The sequence below is a fragment of the Brevundimonas vitisensis genome, assembly GCF_016656965.1.
GTDB classification, from domain to species: Bacteria; Pseudomonadota; Alphaproteobacteria; order Caulobacterales; family Caulobacteraceae; genus Brevundimonas; species Brevundimonas vitisensis.
The window spans coordinates 2,301,458-2,321,524 of record NZ_CP067977.1 but is presented as its reverse complement, the minus strand read 5'-3'; the positions used below and the strand labels follow the sequence as shown (position 1 = coordinate 2,321,524).

The 20,067-nt window shown below is 68.0% G+C and carries 15 protein-coding genes; 8 read left to right on the top strand and 7 right to left on the bottom strand.

The window, feature by feature from the left end:
• The first annotated feature begins 48 nt into the window (after positions 1-48).
• The 3 genes from ahcY to JIP62_RS11800 all read left to right on the top strand — a co-directional run bounded on the left by ahcY (position 49) and on the right by JIP62_RS11800 (position 3,956).
• Positions 49-1,440: an adenosylhomocysteinase gene (gene ahcY / locus JIP62_RS11810; protein ID WP_201102375.1), complete on the top strand. Its 1,392-nt coding sequence runs from the start codon at positions 49-51 to the stop codon at positions 1,438-1,440.
• A 111-nt stretch (positions 1,441-1,551) separates the two neighbouring features.
• Complete coding sequence (gene proB / locus JIP62_RS11805) at positions 1,552-2,685, top strand: glutamate 5-kinase (protein WP_201104733.1); 1,134 nt, start codon at positions 1,552-1,554, stop codon at positions 2,683-2,685.
• On the top strand, positions 2,682-3,956 hold the full coding sequence (locus JIP62_RS11800) for a glutamate-5-semialdehyde dehydrogenase (RefSeq protein ID WP_407932720.1): 1,275 nt from the start codon (positions 2,682-2,684) through the stop codon (positions 3,954-3,956). The genes proB and JIP62_RS11800 overlap by 4 nt, the downstream gene beginning before the upstream one ends.
• Before the next feature lie 4 nt (positions 3,957-3,960).
• Here the strand turns inward: JIP62_RS11800 and JIP62_RS11795 are convergent, their stop codons facing one another.
• Positions 3,961-4,926, bottom strand: coding sequence for a retropepsin-like aspartic protease (locus JIP62_RS11795; RefSeq protein ID WP_201102373.1), 966 nt, complete (start codon positions 4,924-4,926; stop codon positions 3,961-3,963).
• Between the two features lie 232 nt (positions 4,927-5,158).
• Entirely contained in the window at positions 5,159-5,995 is an 837-nt protein-coding gene (locus tag JIP62_RS11790) for an LD-carboxypeptidase (protein ID WP_201102372.1), read from the bottom strand.
• Positions 5,996-6,063: 68 nt separating this feature from the next.
• Between JIP62_RS11790 and JIP62_RS11785 the strand changes: the two genes are divergently transcribed.
• From JIP62_RS11785 to JIP62_RS11775, 3 genes are all read left to right on the top strand, one after another.
• A complete protein-coding gene (locus JIP62_RS11785) occupies positions 6,064-7,491 on the top strand; it encodes a UDP-N-acetylmuramate--L-alanine ligase (protein WP_201102371.1) in 1,428 nt (475 codons plus the stop codon).
• A 74-nt stretch (positions 7,492-7,565) separates the two neighbouring features.
• Positions 7,566-8,768, top strand: a complete 1,203-nt coding sequence (locus tag JIP62_RS11780) for a divergent polysaccharide deacetylase family protein (RefSeq protein WP_201102370.1) — start codon at positions 7,566-7,568, stop codon at positions 8,766-8,768.
• 253 nt (positions 8,769-9,021) lie between these two features.
• Positions 9,022-9,894 carry a hypothetical protein gene (locus JIP62_RS11775; protein ID WP_201102369.1) on the top strand — a complete coding sequence of 291 codons (873 nt, stop codon included), beginning with the start codon at positions 9,022-9,024 and terminating at the stop codon, positions 9,892-9,894.
• Here JIP62_RS11775 and rimM read toward each other — a convergent pair.
• From rimM to ffh, 3 genes are all read right to left on the bottom strand, one after another.
• The gene (gene rimM, locus JIP62_RS11770) at positions 9,888-10,415 is read right to left on the bottom strand and encodes a ribosome maturation factor RimM (protein ID WP_201102368.1); all 528 of its coding nucleotides are present in this window, start codon (positions 10,413-10,415) and stop codon (positions 9,888-9,890) included. The two genes, JIP62_RS11775 and rimM, sit on opposite strands and share 7 nt — an antisense overlap.
• A gap of 72 nt (positions 10,416-10,487) precedes the next feature.
• Entirely contained in the window at positions 10,488-11,015 is a 528-nt protein-coding gene (gene rpsP, locus JIP62_RS11765; RefSeq protein WP_201102367.1) for a 30S ribosomal protein S16, read from the bottom strand.
• 26 nt (positions 11,016-11,041) lie between these two features.
• A complete protein-coding gene (gene ffh / locus JIP62_RS11760; RefSeq protein ID WP_201102366.1) occupies positions 11,042-12,568 on the bottom strand; it encodes a signal recognition particle protein in 1,527 nt (508 codons plus the stop codon).
• A gap of 304 nt (positions 12,569-12,872) precedes the next feature.
• Here ffh and ppc point away from each other — a divergent pair, with 304 nt between their 5' ends.
• Complete coding sequence (gene ppc, locus JIP62_RS11755) at positions 12,873-15,584, top strand: phosphoenolpyruvate carboxylase (RefSeq protein ID WP_201102365.1); 2,712 nt, start codon at positions 12,873-12,875, stop codon at positions 15,582-15,584.
• Between the two features lie 62 nt (positions 15,585-15,646).
• On the opposite strand, the gene JIP62_RS11750 is transcribed toward ppc, so the two are convergent.
• The gene (locus JIP62_RS11750) at positions 15,647-17,821 is read right to left on the bottom strand and encodes a M3 family metallopeptidase (RefSeq protein ID WP_201102364.1); all 2,175 of its coding nucleotides are present in this window, start codon (positions 17,819-17,821) and stop codon (positions 15,647-15,649) included.
• A 123-nt stretch (positions 17,822-17,944) separates the two neighbouring features.
• Between JIP62_RS11750 and JIP62_RS11745 the strand changes: the two genes are divergently transcribed.
• Positions 17,945-18,796: a glutamate racemase gene (locus tag JIP62_RS11745; protein WP_201102363.1), complete on the top strand. Its 852-nt coding sequence runs from the start codon at positions 17,945-17,947 to the stop codon at positions 18,794-18,796.
• Here the strand turns inward: JIP62_RS11745 and JIP62_RS11740 are convergent.
• Positions 18,793-20,067, bottom strand: a complete 1,275-nt coding sequence (locus JIP62_RS11740) for a bifunctional folylpolyglutamate synthase/dihydrofolate synthase (protein ID WP_201102362.1) — start codon at positions 20,065-20,067, stop codon at positions 18,793-18,795. The genes JIP62_RS11745 and JIP62_RS11740 overlap by 4 nt on opposite strands.

The window sequence follows — 20,067 nt, the reverse complement described above, 5'->3', positions numbered from 1 at the left end:
GGCTATAGCGCCCGCAATCTTCATTCCGACGCTGAAAGACCCGCCCTCATGACCGACTATATCGTTCGCGACATTTCCCTGGCCGATTTCGGCAACAAGGAGATCGCCATCGCCGAAACCGAAATGCCGGGCTTGATGGCGCTGCGCGAAGAATTCGGCTCGGACAAGCCGCTGAAGGGCGCGCGGATCGCCGGGTCGCTGCACATGACGATCCAGACCGCCGTGCTGATCCAGACGCTGGAAGCCCTGGGCGCCGACGTCCGCTGGGCCTCATGCAACATCTTCTCGACCCAGGACCACGCCGCCGCCGCCATCGCCGCCAACGGCACGCCGGTGTTCGCCACCAAGGGCGAGACGCTGGAAGAATACTGGGACTATGCCCACAAGATCTTCGAATGGGCTGACGGCGGCTATCCGAACCTGATCCTGGACGACGGCGGCGACGCCACCCTGCTGTGCGTGCTCGGTCCCAAGGCCGAGCAGGACGCCTCGGTCCTCGACAATCCTCAGAACGAAGAGGAAGAGGCCCTCTACAAGGTCATGAAGCGGTACCTGAAGGAGAAGCCCGGCTTCTACTCGGCCATCCGTGATGCCATCGGCGGCGTCTCTGAAGAAACCACCACCGGCGTTCACCGCCTGTATCAGATGGCCGAGAAGGGCGAGTTGCCGTTCCCAGGCATCAACGTCAACGACAGCGTCACCAAGTCCAAGTTCGACAACCTCTACGGCTGCCGTGAATCGCTGGTCGACGCGATCCGTCGCGGCACCGACGTCATGCTGTCGGGCAAGGTCGCGGTCGTTTGCGGCTACGGCGACGTGGGCAAGGGCTCGGCCGCCTCGCTGCGTCAGGGCGGCGCCCGCGTTAAGGTCACCGAGATCGACCCGATCTGCGCCCTGCAGGCCGCGATGGAAGGCTATGAGGTCGTGACGCTGGAAGACGCGGCCCCCGAGGCCGACATCTTCGTCACCGCCACGGGCAACAAGGACGTCATCACCGTCGATCACATGCGGGCGATGAAGAACAACGCCATCGTCTGCAACATCGGCCACTTCGACTCCGAGATTCAGGTCGCCGGCCTGAAGAACTTCAAGTGGGACGAGATCAAGCCGCAGGTCCACCACGTGGAATTCCCGAACGGCAACAAGATCATCCTGCTGTCGGAAGGCCGTCTGGTGAACCTGGGCAATGCCACGGGTCACCCCTCGTTCGTGATGAGCGCCTCCTTCACCAATCAGGTGCTGGCCCAGATCGAACTGTGGACCAATGCCGACAAGTACGAGAACAAGGTCTACACCCTGCCCAAGCACCTGGATGAGAAGGTCGCCATGCTGCACCTGGCCAAGCTGGGTGCCAAGCTGACGACCCTCAGCAAGGAACAGGCGGACTATATCTCGGTGCCGACCGAAGGCCCGTTCAAGCCGGACCACTACCGCTATTGATCCCGACGTCTGCCGCCCGGGCCTGAAAGGGCTCGGGCGGCATCCGCCCACCTTGCTGCGCCGCAACAGGGCGGGCATGGTCGGAGCGTGACCGTACCCGCCTCCACATTACTGCCCCTAGATGCCGCTGCGGCCCTGGCCGGAGCGCGCAGGGTCGTGGTCAAGATCGGGTCGGCCCTGCTGGTCAGCCAGGGGCGACCGGCCACGGGCTGGCTCTCGGCCCTGGCGCTCGACGTGGCCGCCCTGCGAACGCGGGGGGTCGAGGTGATCGTGGTGTCGTCCGGTGCCGTGGCCCTGGGGCGCGGTCGGTTGGGCCTGAAGAAAAGCGCCCGTCTGGATGAAACCCAGGCCGCGGCTGCCGCCGGCCAGTCGCTGTTGATGCAGGCCTGGGAGACCGCCCTGGCCCCGCACGACCTGATCCCGGCACAGGTCCTTCTGACCCGCGAGGATACAGAGCGGCGCCGCCGCTGGCTGAACGCCCGCTCGACCGTCGAGGCCCTGCTGAGGCTGGGAGCCGTGCCGGTGGTCAACGAGAACGACACGGTCGCGACCGAGGAAATCCGGTATGGCGACAACGACCGGCTGGCGGCCCGCACGGCGCAGCTGGCGCGCGCCGACCTGCTGATCCTGCTCAGCGATGTCGACGGCCTCTATACGGCCGATCCCCGGCGCGACCCGGCGGCGGCCCACCTGCCCGTTGTCGACAGCCTGGGGCCCGAGATCATGGCCATGGCGGGCGAGGCCAATGCCGTGGCGGGAGTAGGGTCCGGCGGGATGCGGACCAAGCTGCTGGCCGCACGCATCGCCCGCTCGGCAGGCTGCGCGACCCTGATTGCGTCCGGCTTGGTCGAGCGACCGCTGAGCGCGGTGGCGGACGGCGCCCGCGCCACCCTGGTTCCCGCCCCCGGCACGCCGCTGGACGCCTACAAGGCCTGGATCGCAGGCAGTGTGGAACCGGCCGGTTCGCTGACCCTCGACGCCGGGGCAGTGACCGCGCTCAAGGCCGGCCGCAGCCTCCTGCCCTCGGGCATCCTGGCGGTCGAGGGCCGGTTCGACAAGGGTGACAGCGTGATCCTGAAAACAGCCGAGGGCCTGCGCGCCGGCGTCGGCCTGGCCGCCTATCCGGCCGAGGAGATGGCCTTGATCCTGGGGCGGAACACCGGCGACATGGAAGGTCTCGTTGGCTATCGCGGTCCCCAGGTCGCGGTGCACCGCGACGACCTTGTTCTGGACACGGACGGATGACCGAGCGGATGAGCGACATTCACGCACAGATGCTGGACATGGGTCGGCGCGCGCGGATGGCCGCCCAGGCGCTGCGCGACGCCCCGGCCCAGGCCCGGACCGACGCCCTGATCGCAGCGGCTCAGGCCCTGACGGCCGCCAGCGCGGACATTCTGGCGGCCAATCTGCGTGACGTGGACCGCGCCCGGGCGGCGGGTCTCAGCGAAGCGCTGATCGACCGGCTGTCCCTGACACCCGCCCGGATCGAGGCGGTGGCCGCCGCCGTGGCCGAGGTGGCGACCCTGCCCGATCCTTTGGGCCGGGAACTGGCGCGGTGGGAGCGTCCGAACGGCCTGGATATCGCGCGGGTCTCCACGCCGATCGGCGTCCTGGCCATCATCTATGAGAGCCGTCCCAACGTCACCGCCGACGCCGCCGCGCTTTGCCTGCGCTCGGGCAATGTCGCGATCCTGCGCTGCGGATCCGACTGTCTGGAGTCCTCGCTGGCCATCCATGCGGCCATGACGCGAGGCTTGATCTCCGCCGGACTGCCTGCCGACGCCATCCAGATCGTCGCCACGCCCGATCGCGCGGCGGTCGGCGCCCTGCTGACCGGGCTGGAAGGCACGGTCGATCTGTTGATCCCGCGCGGCGGCAAGAGCCTGGTTGCCCGGGTCCAGGCCGAGGCCCGGGTGCCTGTGCTCGGGCATCTGGAAGGCCTGTGCCACACCTATCTGCATGCCGCCGCCGACGCCGACATGGCGGTCGCCCTTTCCCTGAATGCCAAGATGCGGCGCGTTTCGGTCTGTGGCGCCACCGAGACCCTGTTGGTCGATGCCGAGGCGGCGAAGCGGCTGCTGCCGCCCGTCGCCCAGGCCCTGAGCGCGGCGGGCTGCGCGCTCCGGGGCGATGCGGCGGCCATGGCCCTGGTGCCGGAAATGACCGAAGCGGAAGAGGCTGACTGGACCACCGAATACCTGGCCCCCATCCTGGCGGTGCGGATCGTGTCCGGTCTGGATGAGGCGGTCGATCACATCCGGCGCCACGGCTCGGGTCACACCGAATGCATCGTCACCGAGGATGCCGCCGCTGCCGCCCGGTTCCTGAACGCCGTCGACAGCGCCATCGTCATGTGGAACGCCTCCACCCAGTTCGCCGATGGCGGCGAGTTCGGCTTTGGCGGCGAGATCGGCATCTCCACATCGCGTCTGCACGCCCGTGGGCCGGTCGGGGCCGAGCAGCTGACCAGCTACAAATACGTCGTGCGCGGCACGGGCCAGACGCGCCCCTGACGGCTCAGCCGCGCCGCCGCCGACGCGGTTCGACCGACACCTCGATCACCGTCGAGACATGCAGGGTCCCGCCGCCCAGGTCCAGGACCATCCGACGCCCTTCAAAGGCCCCCATGCCCAGCAGAGCCTTGGGAAAGCCGGGCGCGCGCACGTCTTCGAAGATGGCCGTGCTGACGCCGCGATAGATCTGGTCACCCAGGGTGACGGTGCGGGCCTCCACCACCTGGGCCGAGAGGGAACCGCCGAGCACCAGACTGGACCCCGCCTGCTGGGGCCGCCCGTCCAGCAAGCCCGCCGCCGAGGCTGTTTCCCGCCCCAGCGCCAGAAGCGAAGAGGCACCGGTATCGACCAGGGCCTCGATCACCGCGCCCTCCACCGTCATCTCGGCCATCAGGGCCCCGCTGACCCGCCGGACCGGCACCGATGACACCTGGGGCGGCAGGACATGGGTGTCGCTCGAAACCAGCCGCAGCCGCCGTCCCGCGACATCGATGTCGAGGATCAGGGCCTCCAACAGATCCCGCCCCAGGATCAGCGGTGTCGAGAGACCTTCAGCAGCGGCCAGGGGGCCCAGGTCCAGGATCGCGGTGCGCAGGCCCGAAACCGTCAGTCCCGGCAGGGCCAGATCCAATGTCGCCCCTCGGCCCAGCTGCGGCTGTCCGCCCAGCCCGTAAGCCACCAGAGGCATGTCAAAACCCGGCTCACGCCCCAGAGCTGCAAAGGCCGCGCGATCGATTACCGAATACTGGGCACCGCTATCGACCAAGGCGCGTATCGGCCGTCCGTCCAGCATCAGGTCGATGGTCGGCGTCAGGGTGCGATCCGTCGCGAACGGCATCCAGCCGGTCGAGCCATCGGTGCCGAAGCGCAGGTCTGGCCCCCGCCACAGGACATTGTCCTTCAGCCACCAGCCGGCACCCACGCCGCCGGCGATCAATCCCAGCCGGATCAGGAGGCTACGACGGTTCATGGATTACAGATGGACCGGCCAAGGCCCGCACGCCATGGGTCCGGCAGTCGCAGTTGCACAAGAAAAACGGCTGGGGGTCCGTCCAACGCCCCCCGACGCCGGACGGACCCTCGTCGCGGAGACAATGCCCCCATCGTCCGCGAGTCCGTGATCGGGGGCTCCGCCCGCCGACCGAGCGACATCTGGCCGGGAGAACAGCGTCTTGTCGATAGGGGTGTGACGCGAATGCCGGTCACCGTGGCTTCGAAGCCACTCTGCGTCGACCGAAGGGGACGATCTTGTTGCCCGCATCATGGCCGATGTCGGCGGACCCCAGAAAGGCGATGCCGGAGCGGTCGCACCAGTCGCGAACGATCTGTTCCGGTGTCTGGCCAAAGTCGGGATCATTGGGAACGATGTCGGATACCCGTCCCAGACGAAACCCGGCGATCCTGCGCATCGCGGGCTGGCTGGTGATGTGAAAAAGGGTTCGGTCCAGTCGATAGAGCGGCTCGGACACATCTTCCAGCAGCACGACGTGATCGCTCAGGTCCGGCTCCAGCGCCGTGCCCAGCAGGGCGCTCAATATGGTGATGTTGAAGGCCACGGTCGGGCGGTCGTCCAAGTTCGGGTCCAGCGCCGATGCCGTGCCGGTCGCCAGCCAATCCAGCGCCCGTTCGATCGCCGCCGCGCCGCCCTCCCGGTTCAGGTCGCCGACCATCGGACCGTGCGCCAGCCGCGGAAAACCCATCCGGTAAAAGCCCGCCAGAAGGCTGCCCGCGTCGGAATAGCCCAGATAGATCTTGTCCCGCGCCGCCGGGGTGACGCCTGCCATCACCGCCTCGGCGATACGGCACGCACCATAGCCCCCGCGCCCGAACCAGACGGCATCGAGGCCCGGGTCGTTGGCGAAGTCCAGAACGGCCCTTGCCCGCACCGCATCCTCGCCCGCGAAATGGCCGTGCTCCAGAAAGCTGTCGGGGTGGAACACGACCTCGATCCCGTCACCCCTGGCGGCGACCTGGGCCATCAGCCGGTCGGCGAGGTCACGCGGGAAACGCGACGAGGCGGCGACGACACCGATCTTCATGCTGACGGCTGGCCTCCGGCTGCGCCCGTGCTAGTCAGGCTGAAATCACACTCCCCGGTTTCGCCCTGATGAATCAAGACGCTTCCTATTTCTTCTGCGGCATCGGCGGTTCGGGTATGTTGCCCCTGGCTCTGATCGTCCAGGCACGCGGTGCCGCGATCGCCGGGTCCGACCGGTCGCGCGATCAGGGACGATCACCTGAGAAGTTCGCCTGGCTTGCGTCTCATGGGGTTACCCTGTCGCCCCAGGACGGCTCGGGCGTCACACGGCAAGACCAGATCGTGGTCGCCTCCGGCGCGGTCGAGGACACCGTGCCCGATATCGCCGCCGCCCGCTCGGTCGGGGCCACGATCATGACGCGGCCGCAGCTGCTCAGCCAGCTGTTCAATGCCTCGCCCACCTCGATCGGAGTTGCAGGGACCAGCGGGAAATCGACCATCACCGGCATGATCGCCTGGATCCTGCACCAGGCGGGTCGAGCCCCGACGGTGATGAACGGGGCGGTCATGCGCAACTTCATGAGCGCGGACCAGCCCTTTGCCAGCGCCCTGATCGGGCAGCCGGACCTGTTCGTGTCTGAGGTAGACGAGAGCGACGGCTCGATCGCGCGCTATGACCCCACCGTGGCGGTGGTCTCCAACATCTCGCTGGACCACAAGTCTATGGAGGAGCTGCGCGACCTGTTCGGCGGCTTTACCCGCAGGGCCCAGACGGCCGTGCTGAACCTCGACAACCCCGAGACGGCCGCCCTGTCCCAGGCCCTGTCACCGGGGCAGGTCGTGACCTTTTCGCTGGGCGATGAGGGGGCAGACCTGTCAGCCCACAATCTGGCCCCCCTGCCGACCGGCATGCGGTTCGAGCTCATCGCGCAAGGCGGCGGTCCCGCGCAGAAGGTGGTGCTGAACGTCCCCGGCGCCCACAACGTCGCCAATGCCCTGGCCGCCTTGGGGGCCGTCCACGCCCTGGGCGTGCCGCTGGATCAGGCGGTCGCGGCCCTGGAATCCTTTGCTGGCATCCGTCGCCGGATGGAGGTGGTCGGCACGGCGAACGGCGTCACCGTCATCGACGACTTCGCTCACAACCCGGACAAGATCGCCGCCTCGCTGAAGACCCTGCACGCCTTCCCCGGCCGCCTGCTGATCCTGTTCCAGCCGCACGGTTTCGGTCCGCTGCGGCTGATGCGTCAGGAATTCATCGACGGCTTTGCCGGGCTGATGCGGCCAGAGGACGTGCTGCTGATGCCTGAGCCCGTCTATCAGGGCGGCACAACCGACCGCAGCATCGGATCCCAGGACATTGTGGACGGCGTTCGCGGGGCCGGCCGGTCGGCCGAGGCCCTGGCCGATCGCGCGGCCTGCGGCGACCGACTGGTTCAGATGGCGCGGCCGGGAGACCGGATCATCGTCATGGGCGCACGGGACGACACCCTGTCGGACTTTGCCGCGAACGTCCTGTCCCGCTTGGGTCATGGTGAATCCGGCGTTAGGGTTTCTTAACCGCAGACGGGCAAACTGAAACCCGAGAGAGGGCCGCCCCTGCGGTCCTTCGGGATTCAGCGTCGCTCGTGTCCATGTTCGCCAAACGTCAGTCCGCCCTCGCCGCCGCCGCCGGGGCTCCGCCCGCCCGCCGCAGCCTGGCCGAGACGGCCGCGCCGATCCTGGCCTTCCTCAAACGTCCTCCGGTCGCTGTGGCCGGCGCAGGCCTGCTGCTGTTGGCCGCCGGGGGCCTGTTCATCGCAGTCCTCGGCGATCCCCGCGCCGGTGCCCCGTCCGCCCGTGTCTCTCTGGAGCGCTCCGCCCCGGCGGCTGCTCCGGTACCGACCGCCCAGGAAGTCTTCTCCTTTGGGGCCATGGGGGTCTATCAGGATCTGGCGGGCACCCCGGTCGGGCCGGACGGCGCACCCTTGGGCGACTCCGTCATCACCCTGCCCGATGGTGCCAGCGTCTCAGGCTCCGGTGCACCGATCACGGCCCCTGTTCGTGCCCCCTCCAATCCTCTGGTCCAGGCGCCGATCGCGGGGCTCAGCCAACCCGGACCGAACGGTCCCCTGCCGGTGATCGCCGCTGATGGCCGCGTCCCGGCCCAGGCCTATGCCCGGCCCTTCCGGTCGAACGGCAAGCCGATGGTGGCGGTGGTGGTCGGAGGGCTGGGGCTGAATGCCGTCACCACCCGCGCGGCGATCGAGCGGCTGCCAGCCGAGGTGACCCTCAGCTTCGTCCCCTATGCCGAGGGGCTTCAGGGCTGGATCGACCTGGCGCGCGCCCATGGTCATGAGGTGATGCTGGAAATCCCGATGGAGCCCACCGGCTATCCGGCGACGGATCCTGGCCCCTATACGCTGCTGGCATCGGGCGATGCGGACGATATCCAGTCCCGCCTGTCATGGATCCTGGGCCGGGCGACGGGCTATTTCGCCGTGACCAACTATCTGGGCGACCGTTTCGTCACCTCAGAGGCGGGCATGGGCACCTTCATGGGCGTGCTGCGCCAGCGGGGCCTGGCCTTTCTGGACGACGGCACGGCACGTCGCCGCCCCGGTGCCTGGGCCCGCGCCAGCGCCGACCGCGTGATCGACGAGACCCAGAACCCCGCCGCCATCATGGGCCAGCTGAACGCCGTCGAGGCCGCCGCCAAACAGCGGGGTTCTGCCCTGGGCATGGGCTTCAGCTATCCCGTCACCGTCGAAGCCGTAGCCCGCTGGACCGCAGGCCTGGATGCACGCGGCCTGCAACTGGCCCCGGCCTCTGCGATGACGCAACGTCCGGGCAGATAGGGGTCGGGGCGCTACCGGCCTTCAGCCTGCTTGAGCGCGGAGTTGGCGGCGCTACCGGCCTTCGGCCTGCTTGAGCGCGGAGTTGGCGGCGCTACCGGCCTTCGGCCTGCTTGAGCGCGGGGGTAGTGACGACCTCAGAGCCACGCTGTTGCGAAAACCATCATCACCGGCCGCACAGGTGCCTGTTAGGCGCGACACCTTTCGGTGATATGCGTTAACCTGTCCGAGCGGTGAAGCTGGAGCGTGCGTGACGATGCGGCGGTTTTTTGTGTGGTCGGCCCTGGCGGCCCTGATCGGCCTGCTGCTGGCGGGCGGTGGCTACTGGGCCTACTGGAATTTCCACGCGCGGTTCCAGCCGGTCGTGATCACCGAAAACCAGGCCGAGATTCAGGCCCTGCTGGACGAGGCCTCCTGGGTCTCGGGCGGAGGCGGCGGTGAGCCCCTCTATATCGTCGGCTACCGCGACAGTGCCGCCATGGCCCGCTATGAGCGCGAGGAAGTCGCCAAGCTGCGCGCCGGTGGGGTCGAGGCCCGCTTCATATTGTTCGCCCGCCCGGACCGCGAGGGAGCCCCGCAGTCCACCGCCGCCGAACGCACCACCGTGGCCGAGCTGTGGCTCAGCCGCGACTGGGGCCTGTATCAGCGCTGGACCGCCACCCCGGCCAGCGCCTGGACGGCGGCGGGCATTCCCCAGGCCGACAACAACCTGGCCCGCTCGGCGGTGGTCGATGCCAGCCGCCAGTTCGTCGACCGGCTGTCCGAACTGCTGGGCGGCGCGGGGCTTCAGACCCGCTATCCGCTGATCATCTGGCGCGACCGTGAAGGCTTCCTCAAGGCTTGCGCCTGTTCGGACTCTCGGTCCTGGGCCTTTATCCGTGACGACCTGGGTGCGCCCGACTCGGTCGGTGCCCAGGGCGTACCGGGCGAAACCCCGCCGATGCCCGAGGCGATCAGCCCCGACATCGGCCCGGATGGCAGCCTGCCCTATCCCAACTTGCCGACCATTCCGCCGGCAGAGGGCACGGTTCCGGCACCCACGGCTCCGACCCCGACACGTCCGACCGAACCGGCCCAGCCGCGCGCCGCGCCCAAGGCCGAAAAGCAGGACGACACGACCTTCTACTGATCCGGTTCGCGCTCGCCGACCTCGACCGGACGGACCGCCCTCAGCCAGCCCTCGTCGGGCTTGATCTCGGGTGCGGCATCGCGCGTGAACGGCAGAAACCAGGTCTGCCCCCCCGCCGCGGGCGCGATCTCGAGCATGTCGCCGGCCCCGAAATTCTGCACCGACTTGACCCGACCGATGACGGTATCGGCCGGATCGCGGGCTTCCAGCCCCACCAGATCGGCCAGATAGAATTCGTCCTCATCCGCCGGGGGAAAGCGATCGCGCGGCACATACAGCTTCAGTCCGCGCAGGGCGTCGGCCTGTTCCTTGGTAGCGATTTCCTTGGCCCGGCCGACGACCGCTGACTTTTCGGCACGGCCCGACGTCAAGGTCAGGCCGACCGATCCATCCGCCCGCAACAGCGGCCCATAGCTCAACAAGGCCATGGGATCGGCGGTCCAGGCCGTGACCCGTACCTCGCCCTTTACGCCAAATCCCCCGGCGACCTGAGCGACGAGGATCAAGGGATTGCTGGTCATCTCATCTCCAGACGCGACGAAGGGCGATGCCGGCATCCGGCACCGCCCTCCTTAGACGATTTCCGCAGGAAATCAGGCCTCGGTCTTGTCTTCCTCGGCGGCCTCGGCAGCCGGGGCTTCCTCGGCAGCGGCTTCCGGGGCCGGGGCGTTGGCAGCCGCTTCAGCGGCGGCAGCGGCCTCTTCCTTGGCGCGGGCAGCGGCCTCGGCAGCTTCGATCTTGGCGGCGGCTTCGGCTTCCAGACGATCGGCTTCGCGCTGCGCGCGCTCAGCGGCACGTTCCTGCGCCTTCTTGCCCGGCTCGCCCTTCTTCAGGTTCTGACCGGCGGCCCACTTGACCTTGCCGACCAGGGCTTCGTCCTGGCTCTCGCTGATGAAGCGCGCGACGCGGTCGGTCGGCTGGGCGCCCTTGCCGAGCCATTCCGAGATCCGGTCGGCCTTCAGGGTCACGCGGGGCTTGTCACCGTCCTTGGGCAGCATCGGGTTGTAGGTACCGACGCGCTCCAGGAACTTGCCGTCCCGGGGCGCATGCGAGTCGGCGACGACGACGTAGTAGTAGGGGCGCTTCTTGGAGCCACCGCGGGCCAGACGAATCTTCAGCATTTCAGTCTCTTTCTAGGGAATCGAAGTCAGTTCTTCTTGGTTGGAAAGCCGGGCAAACCTGGAAGGCCTCCCGGAAGTTGTCCGCCACCCAGGCCCGACAGGCGCTCCTGGATCGCTTTCAATTCGTCGGCGCTGGGCTCAGGCATCTTGCCGCCCCCCAGGGCCTTGAGGCGGGCCATGTCCGGGCCGCCTCCCATGCCACCGCCCAGGCCGCCCATCATGGCGGCCATCTGCTGCATCTTGCGCGGTCCGCCCTTGGACAGGGACTTGACCATATCGGCCATCTGGCGGTGCTGCTTCAGCAGCCGGTTGATGTCCTGCACATCCACCCCAGCACCTGCCGCGATACGCTTCTTGCGGCTGGCGTTCAGCAGGTCCGGCTTCTTGCGCTCGGCCTTGGTCATGGAGCTGATGATGGCTTCCTGCCGGGAGATCAGCTTGTCGTTGACGTTGTTGTCGGCCATCTGGGCCTTCATCTTGGCCACGCCGGGCAGCATGCCCATGATGCCCTGAAGCCCGCCCATCCGCTTCATCTGCTGCAGCTGGGCTGCCAGGTCGTTCAGGTCGAACTGCCCCTTGGCCAGCTTCCGGGCCATGGCCTCGGCCTTGGAAGCATCCAGCTCCTGGCTGGCTTTTTCCACCAGGGCGACGATGTCCCCCTGACCCAGGATGCGACCGGCGACGCGGCGGGCGTCGAAGACGTCCAGCTGATCGACCTTTTCGCCGGCACCCATGTATTTGATCGGCAGGCCGGTCACGGCCCGCATCGACAGCATCGCCCCGCCGCGCCCGTCGCCGTCCGCGCGGGTCAGGACCAGGCCGGTCAGGGGCAGACGTTCGTGGAAGGCCTTGGCCGTGCGCACGGCGTCCTGACCGGTCAGGCTGTCGGCGACCAGCAGGGTCTCGACCGGATTGGCCACCCGCGCGACCTCGGCCACCTCGGCCATCAGGGCCTCGTCCAGGGTGATGCGCCCGGCGGTATCCAGGATCAGGACGTCGAAGCCCTGCAGCTTGGCCGAGGTCAGGGCGCGTTTGGCGATCTGCACCGCGCTCTCGCCCGCCACGATCGGCAGGGTGGCGACCTCGATCTGCTTGCCCAGGGTGGCCAGCTGTTCCATCGCGGCCGGACGGCGCGTGTCCAGCGAGGCCATCATGACCTTCTTGCGATCGAACTTGGTCAGGCGCAGCGCCAGCTTGGCCGAGGTCGTCGTCTTGCCGGACCCCTGCAGGCCGGCCATCAGGATGACGGCGGGCGGGGTAGCATTCAGGTTGATCGGCGTCGGCTCTTCGCCGCCCAGCATCTCGACCAGACCGTCATAGACGATCTTGATGACCTGATCGGCGGGCCGGACCGAGCGGATGACATCTTCGCCCGTGGCACGCTCGGTGGCGAAGGCGATGAAGTCCTTGACCACCGGCAGGGCGACGTCCGCCTCCAGCAGGGCCACGCGCACTTCGCGCATCGCCTCGGTGACGTCCTTTTCGGACAGGGCTCCGCGCCCGGTGATCCGGTCGAAAACGCCTGTCAGTCGCTCGTTCAGAGCCTCGAACATGAACACCTCATCTGGGCGGGTGAGGCGGCTCCATACGACAACGGCCCCTGGCGACGATCACGTCGGCAGAGGGTTCTCGCCATCCTCGTCCCGTCGAAACGGGGGTCGTGATGGTGGAGACGCGAGGTTCACTTGCGCCGGAAGCGGCGGCTTATGCGGGAAAAGCGGCCAGAAGGCAAGTTGACCCCTCCGCGTCGGCCACCGCCGATACCTGGCGTCATCAAATCGCGTTCCACGGGTCGCGCGGCATCGCACAATCGATCACTGTGTTCGCTCATTCAGCCTCCCCGCTGCGAGATACGCCATGTCCCCTGCCGCCGACGACCGTATGCGAGACGAGGTGCGCCTGCTGGGCGGCCTACTGGGCGAGGTCATCCGCGACGAAGGGGGACAGGTCCTCTACGACCGCGTCGAGGCGGTGCGGCAGGCGTCCGTCGCCTATCACCGCGACCCGGCGTCCAAGGATGCCTCACGGCTGGAGGCCCTGCTGGCGGATCTGAGCCTGGACGAGGCGGTCGGACTGGCGCACGGGTTCGCCGTCTTCTCTCTTCTGGCCAATGTCGCAGAGGACCGCGCGGGCAAGCGGCGGGCCCAAACGCAAACACGGTCAGCCCAATCGGGCGAAGCGGCTCGGGCCGATACGCCCGAAGGCGCCTTGGCCCGACTGGCCCAGGCCGGTCGCACGCCGCAGGATGCCCGCGACCTGTTGTCGGACGCGCTGATCTCGCCGGTCCTGACCGCCCACCCGTCGGAAGTCCGCCGCAAGAGTGTGCTGGACCGGATCGCTGCGGTCTCGGCCCTGCTGGATGCCTGCGACCGCGACGCGCTGAGCTGCGCGCCCGAGGTCCTGACCAACGGCTTGCGGCGTCAGACGGTGATCCTGTGGGCCACGCGGCTGGTGCGGATGAGCGGCCTGGTGGTGCAGGACGAGATCGACACCGTGGTCTCCTTCCTGGAGCGCGTCTTTCTGCGGGTTGCGCCGGACCAGTTGGCAGACTGGCGCAAACGGCTGGACGCGCCCGATCTCAAGCCCTTCCTGCGGATCGGGGCCTGGGTCGGCGGCGACCGGGACGGCAATCCCAATGTGGACGGCACGACCCTGACGGCGGCCATGGCGACGTCTGCGCGCGCGGTCATGCGCTTCTATCTGGACGAGGTGCATGCCCTGGGGGCGGAGCTCAGCCTGTCGGGGACCCTGGCCCGTGTCACGCCCGAGCTGGCGCGGCTGGCCGGAGCGTCCGAGGATGGATCGCCCCATCGAACCGACGAGCCGTATCGTCGGGCCCTGACCGAAATCTATTCGCGGCTGGCCGCCACCCACGTCCGCCTGACCGGCCTGGCCGCGCCCCGTCCGGCCCGCTATGAGGCCGCGCCCTATGACGGCCCGGACGGGTTCCGCGCAGAGCTGGCCATCCTGCACGACAGTCTGGTGGCCAGCCATGGGGCCGTCTTCGCCGACGACAGCCTGACCCGGCTGATCACCGCTCTGGACATCTTCGGCTTCCACATGGCGACGCTGGATCTGCGCCAGAACTCGGACGTCCATGAGCGCGTGGTCGCCGATCTGCTGAAGGTGGCGGGGGTCGAGGCCGATTACGCCGGTCTGGACGAGGAGGCGCGCATTGCCCTGCTCTCCGCCGAACTGGCCTCGGGCCGTCTGCTGTTCAGCCCCTATGCCGACTATGCCGAAGAGACGCTGAAGGAACGCCGCATCCTGGAAGCCGCCGCCCAGGCGCTGGAGCGGTTCGGACCACAGGCGATCCGCACCCATATCGTGTCCAAGACCGATGCGGCCTCGGACCTGCTGGAGGTCTATCTTCTGCTGAAGGAGGTCGGACTTTATCGGCCCGAGAACCCGGCTGCCTGTCCGATCCAGGCCGCGCCCCTGTTCGAGACCATTGATGACCTGCGTGCCGCCCGTCCGACGCTGGAGCGGCTGCTGGCCGACCCGTCGGCCCTGGCGGTGGCCAAGGCCCGCGGCGTGCAGGAAGTGATGATCGGCTATTCCGACAGCAACAAGGACGGCTCCTATCTGACCTCGACCTGGGAACTGCACGAGGCGTCGCGCGCCTTGCTGGCGGTCACCGAAAAGGCGGGGCTGCGCCTGCAGCTGTTCCACGGACGCGGCGGCGCGGTCGGGCGGGGCGGCGGCTCCAGCTTCGCCGGCATTGTGGCCCAGCCCCAGGGCACGGTCGCAGGCCGAATCCGCATCACCGAACAGGGCGAGGTCATCGCCAACAAATACGGCGAGCCCGATGTGGCCAGGCGGAATCTGGACGCCCTGACGTGCGGCGTCCTCCTGGCCTCGCTGGCCCCCGCTCGTGACGAAAGCCTTACGGAAAGACACGGTGCCACCGCCTCGGCCCTGTCCTCTGCCTCCATGGCCGCCTATCGCGCCCTGGTTTATGAGACGCCGGGCTTCGTGGACTATTTCCGGGCCGCCACGCCGATTGCCGAACTGGCCGAGCTTAAGATCGGATCGCGTCCGGCCTCGCGCACCGCCTCGACCGCCATCGAGGATCTGCGGGCGATCCCCTGGGTGTTCAGCTGGTCGCAGTCGCGGGTCATGCTTCCCGGCTGGTTCGGCTTCGGCTCCGCCATCCAGGGCGCAGACCTGGGTGAGCTGAAGACCATGGCCCGCGACTGGCCTTTCTTCCGCACCCTGGTCCAGAACATGGAGATGATCCTGGCTAAGTCGGACATGAGCATCGCCCGCCGCTATGCCGACCTGGTGCCGGACAAGGCGCTGGCAGAGCGGATCTTCGGCGAGATCCAGTCCGAGTGGACCCGCACCCGCGATGCTGTCCTGACCATCACCGACCAGACCGAACTGCTGGCCGGCCAGCCGGAGCTGGATCGCCTGATCCGCATGCGCATGCCCTATGTCGAGCCGCTGAACCACGTCCAGATCGAGCTGATCCGCCGCCGCCGGGCCGGGGACGACGACCCCCGCGTCCGCGAGGGCATACTGGTGGCCATCAACGGCGTGGCCGCGGGCCTTCGCAACAGCGGCTAAACGAACGAGGCCCGCAGGACGATCGTCCTGCGGGCCTCGTCCCTCGTCACTGTCGCCAGGACTTAGCTGACCGGGAAGCCCCGGACGCGCAGCAGGGCGGCGACATCGGGATTGCGACCGCGGAAGCGGCGATAGGCCTCGGCCCGGTCCGTCGTATTGCCCTCGGCCAGGATGATGGCCTTGTAGCGCGCGGCGATGTCCGGGTTGAAGACATCACCCGACTCTTCGAAATAGGCCCAGGTATCGGCGTCCATCACCTCGGACCACAGATAGCTGTAATAGCCGGCCGAATAGGCGTCCGACGTGAACAGGTGATTGAACTGCGGCAGGCGGTGCCGCATCACGATCTCCTTGGGCATGCCATAGCGGGCCAGGCTTTCGCGCTCGAAGGCGTCGATGTCGGTCGGCGGCGTAGCCTGGGTGTGCAGATCCATGTCGACCAGGGCCGAGGACAGATAGCTGACCGTCGCATAGCCCTGGTTGAAGGTGGCGGCCGCCTCGATCTTGTCGACCAGGGACTGGGGCATGGGCTGGCCGGTTTCGACATGCTTCATGAAGCCGTCCAGGATCGGACGGCTCAGCACCCAGTGCTCGTGCACCTGAGAGGGATATTCCACATAGTCGCGCGGCGTGCCGCCCAGGGCCGGATAGGTATAGGCCGCCGACAGCGAATGCAGGGCGTGGCCGAACTCGTGGAACAGGGTCTCGGCATCGTCCAGCGAGATCAGCAGGGGCTGGCCCGGCTCAGCCTTGGTGAAGTTGTTGTTGTTCGACGACAGCACGTTCTTGACGCCGTCATAGGTCGAATAGCTGCGATAGGTCGTCGCCCAGGCCCCCGACCGCTTGCCGGTGCGCGAGAAGTCGTCGGAATAGAACAGGCCGACGTGGCGGCCGGTCGCCTTGTCCTTGACCTCGAACACCTCGACGTCGGGATGGAAGACCGGCACGGTCCCGGCCGCCAGCGGCGTGAAAGTGAAGCCATACAGGCGCTCGGCCATGTAGAAGGCGCCGCGCTTGACGTTGCCCAGTTCGAAGTACGGCTTCAGCTCGTTCTGATCCAGGTCGTACTTCTGCTTCTTCACCTTCTCGGCATAGAAGAGGTAGTCCCACGGCTCGATGTCATGACCGGCGATGGCGCGCATATCCGCCACTTCCTCGGCGACACGGGCCTTGGCCGGTGCCCAGACACGGTTCATCAGCTCGAACGCCGCTTCCGGCGTCTTGGCCATGGTGTCCTGCATGCGCAGTTCGGCATGGTTGGCATAGCCCAGCAGCTTGGCGCGCTGGTCCCGCAGCTTCACGATCTCGGCGATGGTCGCATTGGTGTCGTTGGCATCGCCGTTGTCGCCGCGATTGACGAACTTCTTCCACACGATCTCGCGCTGCGCCCGGTCCGACCCCAGGGTCAGGAAGGGATCGACGCTGGAGCGGGTGTTCACAATGGCCCAGCCTTCCAGATTCCGGCTGCGCGCCGCGGCGGCGGCGGCGGCCTTGTCCGACGGCGACAGCCCGGCCACACCCGCTTCATCGGTGATGTGGGTCCAGGCGTTCTCGTCGGCGACGACCTTCTGGCCAAAGGCGGTGAAGGCATTGGCCAGGGCGGTGTTGATGCGGCCCAGTTCGGCCTTCTGGGTGGGGTTCAGGGCGGCACCGCTGCGCACAAAGCCGTCGCGGCTGCGCTCGGCCAGGCGGGTCTGCTCGGCCGTCAGGCCAGCGGCTGCGGCACCATCCGCGACGGCCTTGACCCGGGCGAACAGCTTTTCGTTGAAGGTGATCTCATCGCCGGCGGCCGACAGGATCGGCGACAGTTCGCGCGCCACGGCCTGATACTCAGGCGTGCCGATGTTGCCGGTCATCACACCGAACAGGGCAAAGGCGCGGCCGATCGGCTCACCCGCCATCTGCATGGCAACCAGGGTGTTGGCGAAGGTCGGCGGCTCGGGGTTGTCAGCAATGGCAGCGTATTCAGCGCGGCGCAGTTCGATGCCTTCCAGCATCGCCGCCTTCAGCTTCTCGGCCGTGACGCGGTCCCACGGCGGAACGCCTTCATAGGGGCCGGTCCACACCTGCAACAGTTCCGCCTGGGGCGACTGCACCGGCAGGACCGCGCGGGCGACGGCGGCATCGGCCGCCAGGGTGGAGACAGGAGTGCCCCCAACCATGTCCATGCCGGTAGCGGAACAGGCCGATAGCACCATCAGGCTGCCCCCTGCCGCGAAAAACTGGCGTCTGTGCATACTGGAAACTCCGTAAACTTATGCGTTGCCGAACCTTACGCCGGGGCGAGGGGGTCTGTCACATTAATCGGATCACGATCTTGGCGATGGACGGCGAACGGTCGCAGCCGCTAAAGCCCCCGCATGGCGATAGGCGTATTCGACTCCGGCGTGGGTGGCCTGACGGTTCACCGCGAATTGACGCGGCGGTTTGCCGACCGCGACTTTGTCTATTTGGCTGACCAGGCCCATGCGCCCTATGGCGGCCTGGGGGGCGAGGCCATTGTCGATCTGACGCGCGCGGGCTGCGGGCGGCTGTTCGATGCCGGGGCTTCGGTGGTGGTTCTGGCCTGCAACACCGCCTCGGCGATTGCGCTGCGCCGTTTGCAGCAGACCTGGATTCCGGCAGAGCGGCAGCGCCGCGGACGCGCGGTCAATGTGCTGGGGATCATCGTCCCGACCATCGAGGCGGCTACCGGCCTGCCCTGGACCTATGAGGCCGAGCGGGCGGGCGACAAGGTTGAGGCGATCGATGTCATCGGCGTCTTCTGCACCGCCGCCACCGCCATCAGCCGGGTCTATGAGATCGAGATCGACAAGCGGCGCGAGGACCTGGCGGTCTTCTCCGAGCCTTGCCCGGGCCTGGCCGGACTGATCGAGCTGGGGGCTCCGGCCGATGAGCTGAAGGTGGTCGTCGGCGATCATGTCGATGCCCTGCGCCGCCGTATCGGCCGCCATCCGGACAAGGCGATCCTGGGTTGCACCCACTATGAGATTGTCGCCGACCTCTTTGCCCAGGCCCTGCCGCCCGGAACGCCGGTCATCCACCAGCCAGAGGCGGTGTCAGACTCCCTCGCGCGCTATTTCGAACGGCATCCCGAGTTCGACCTGGGCAACAGCGGCCGCCGCGATTTCCTGACCACGGGCCAGCCTGGGCCCCAGTCCGAACTGGTCGCCCAGTTCTGGGGTGCGCCCCTTTCCTTCGAGGCAGCCTAGACCGGCCGGGTCACGGCATCTGCGCCCAGCACCTCGCCCGCCAGATATAGCGAGCCGCAGATCACGACGCGGCCTGCGCCTAGTGCCAGTGCCCGATCGAGAGCCTCCTGGACCGAGCCCACGGCGACGGCCCCGAGACCATGTCCGCGCGCAACGGCGGCCAGGGCTGCCGGCTCGGCCGCTGCGCCGTCGAACCCGACCGTGAAGACCTGGGCCTGCGTCGTCTTCAATGCCTCGAAGAAACCGCCCGCGTCCTTGTTGGCCAGCATCCCGACGATCAGCGCCAGGGGACGCGGGGCGCGCGTCTGTCGTTCCTCCAGGGTGCGGGCCAGGGCCTGGGCCGCATGCGGATTGTGCCCCCCGTCCAGCCAAAGCTCCGCATCCGCCGCGCGCGCCGCCCGGCCATAGGGGCCGTCCTTCACGCGCTGCATCCGGGCCGGCCAGACCGCCCGCGTCAGCCCTTTCGCGATGGCGGCCTCGGGCAGGTCCAGTTCCAGGGCGACGGCGATCGCCAGACCGGCGTTGGCCACCTGATGTGGGCCGGGCAGAACGGGTGCCGGCAGGTCGAGGAACCGCTCCTGATCCTGAAAGGCCAGACCGCCCCGCTCCGCCCAGGCATCGAAGTCCGTTCCCATGACGGTCAGGGGAGCCAGGACCCGCGCCGCCGCCGCCTCGATCGCCGCCATAGCCGGCTCGGACTGGCGTGCGATCAAGCCCCGAGCACCGGGTTTCAGTATGCCGGCCTTCTCACCGGCAATGGTCGCCAGATCGGTGCCCAGAAACTCGGCATGATCGAGGTCGACGGGGGTGATGACGCTCAGCAGAGGCCGGGCAATCACATTGGTGGCGTCCAGCACACCCCCCAGTCCCACCTCGACAATGGCTAGGTCGGCGGGCGTCTCCGACATCGCCACGAAGGCAGCGGCCGTCGTGCTTTCGAAGACGGTCGCCTCTCCGGACACCGCCTCGATCCGATCCAGTATAGCGGTCAGGGCATCATCCTGGATCAGGGTGCCCGCCAGTCGGATCCGCTCGTTGAACCGCACCAGATGCGGCGAGGTATAGGCATGGACCCGCAGGCCCGACGCCTCGGCCATGGCCCGCAGGAAGGCGACCGTTGATCCCTTGCCGTTCGTCCCTGCGACATGGATCACAGGCGGCAGGCGGTCCTGCGGGTCGCCCAGAGCCGCGCACAGAGCCCTCATCCGGCCAAGCGACAGATCGATCCGCTGAGGATGTCGGGCCCGCAGCCGCTGGGAGATCGGGTCCAT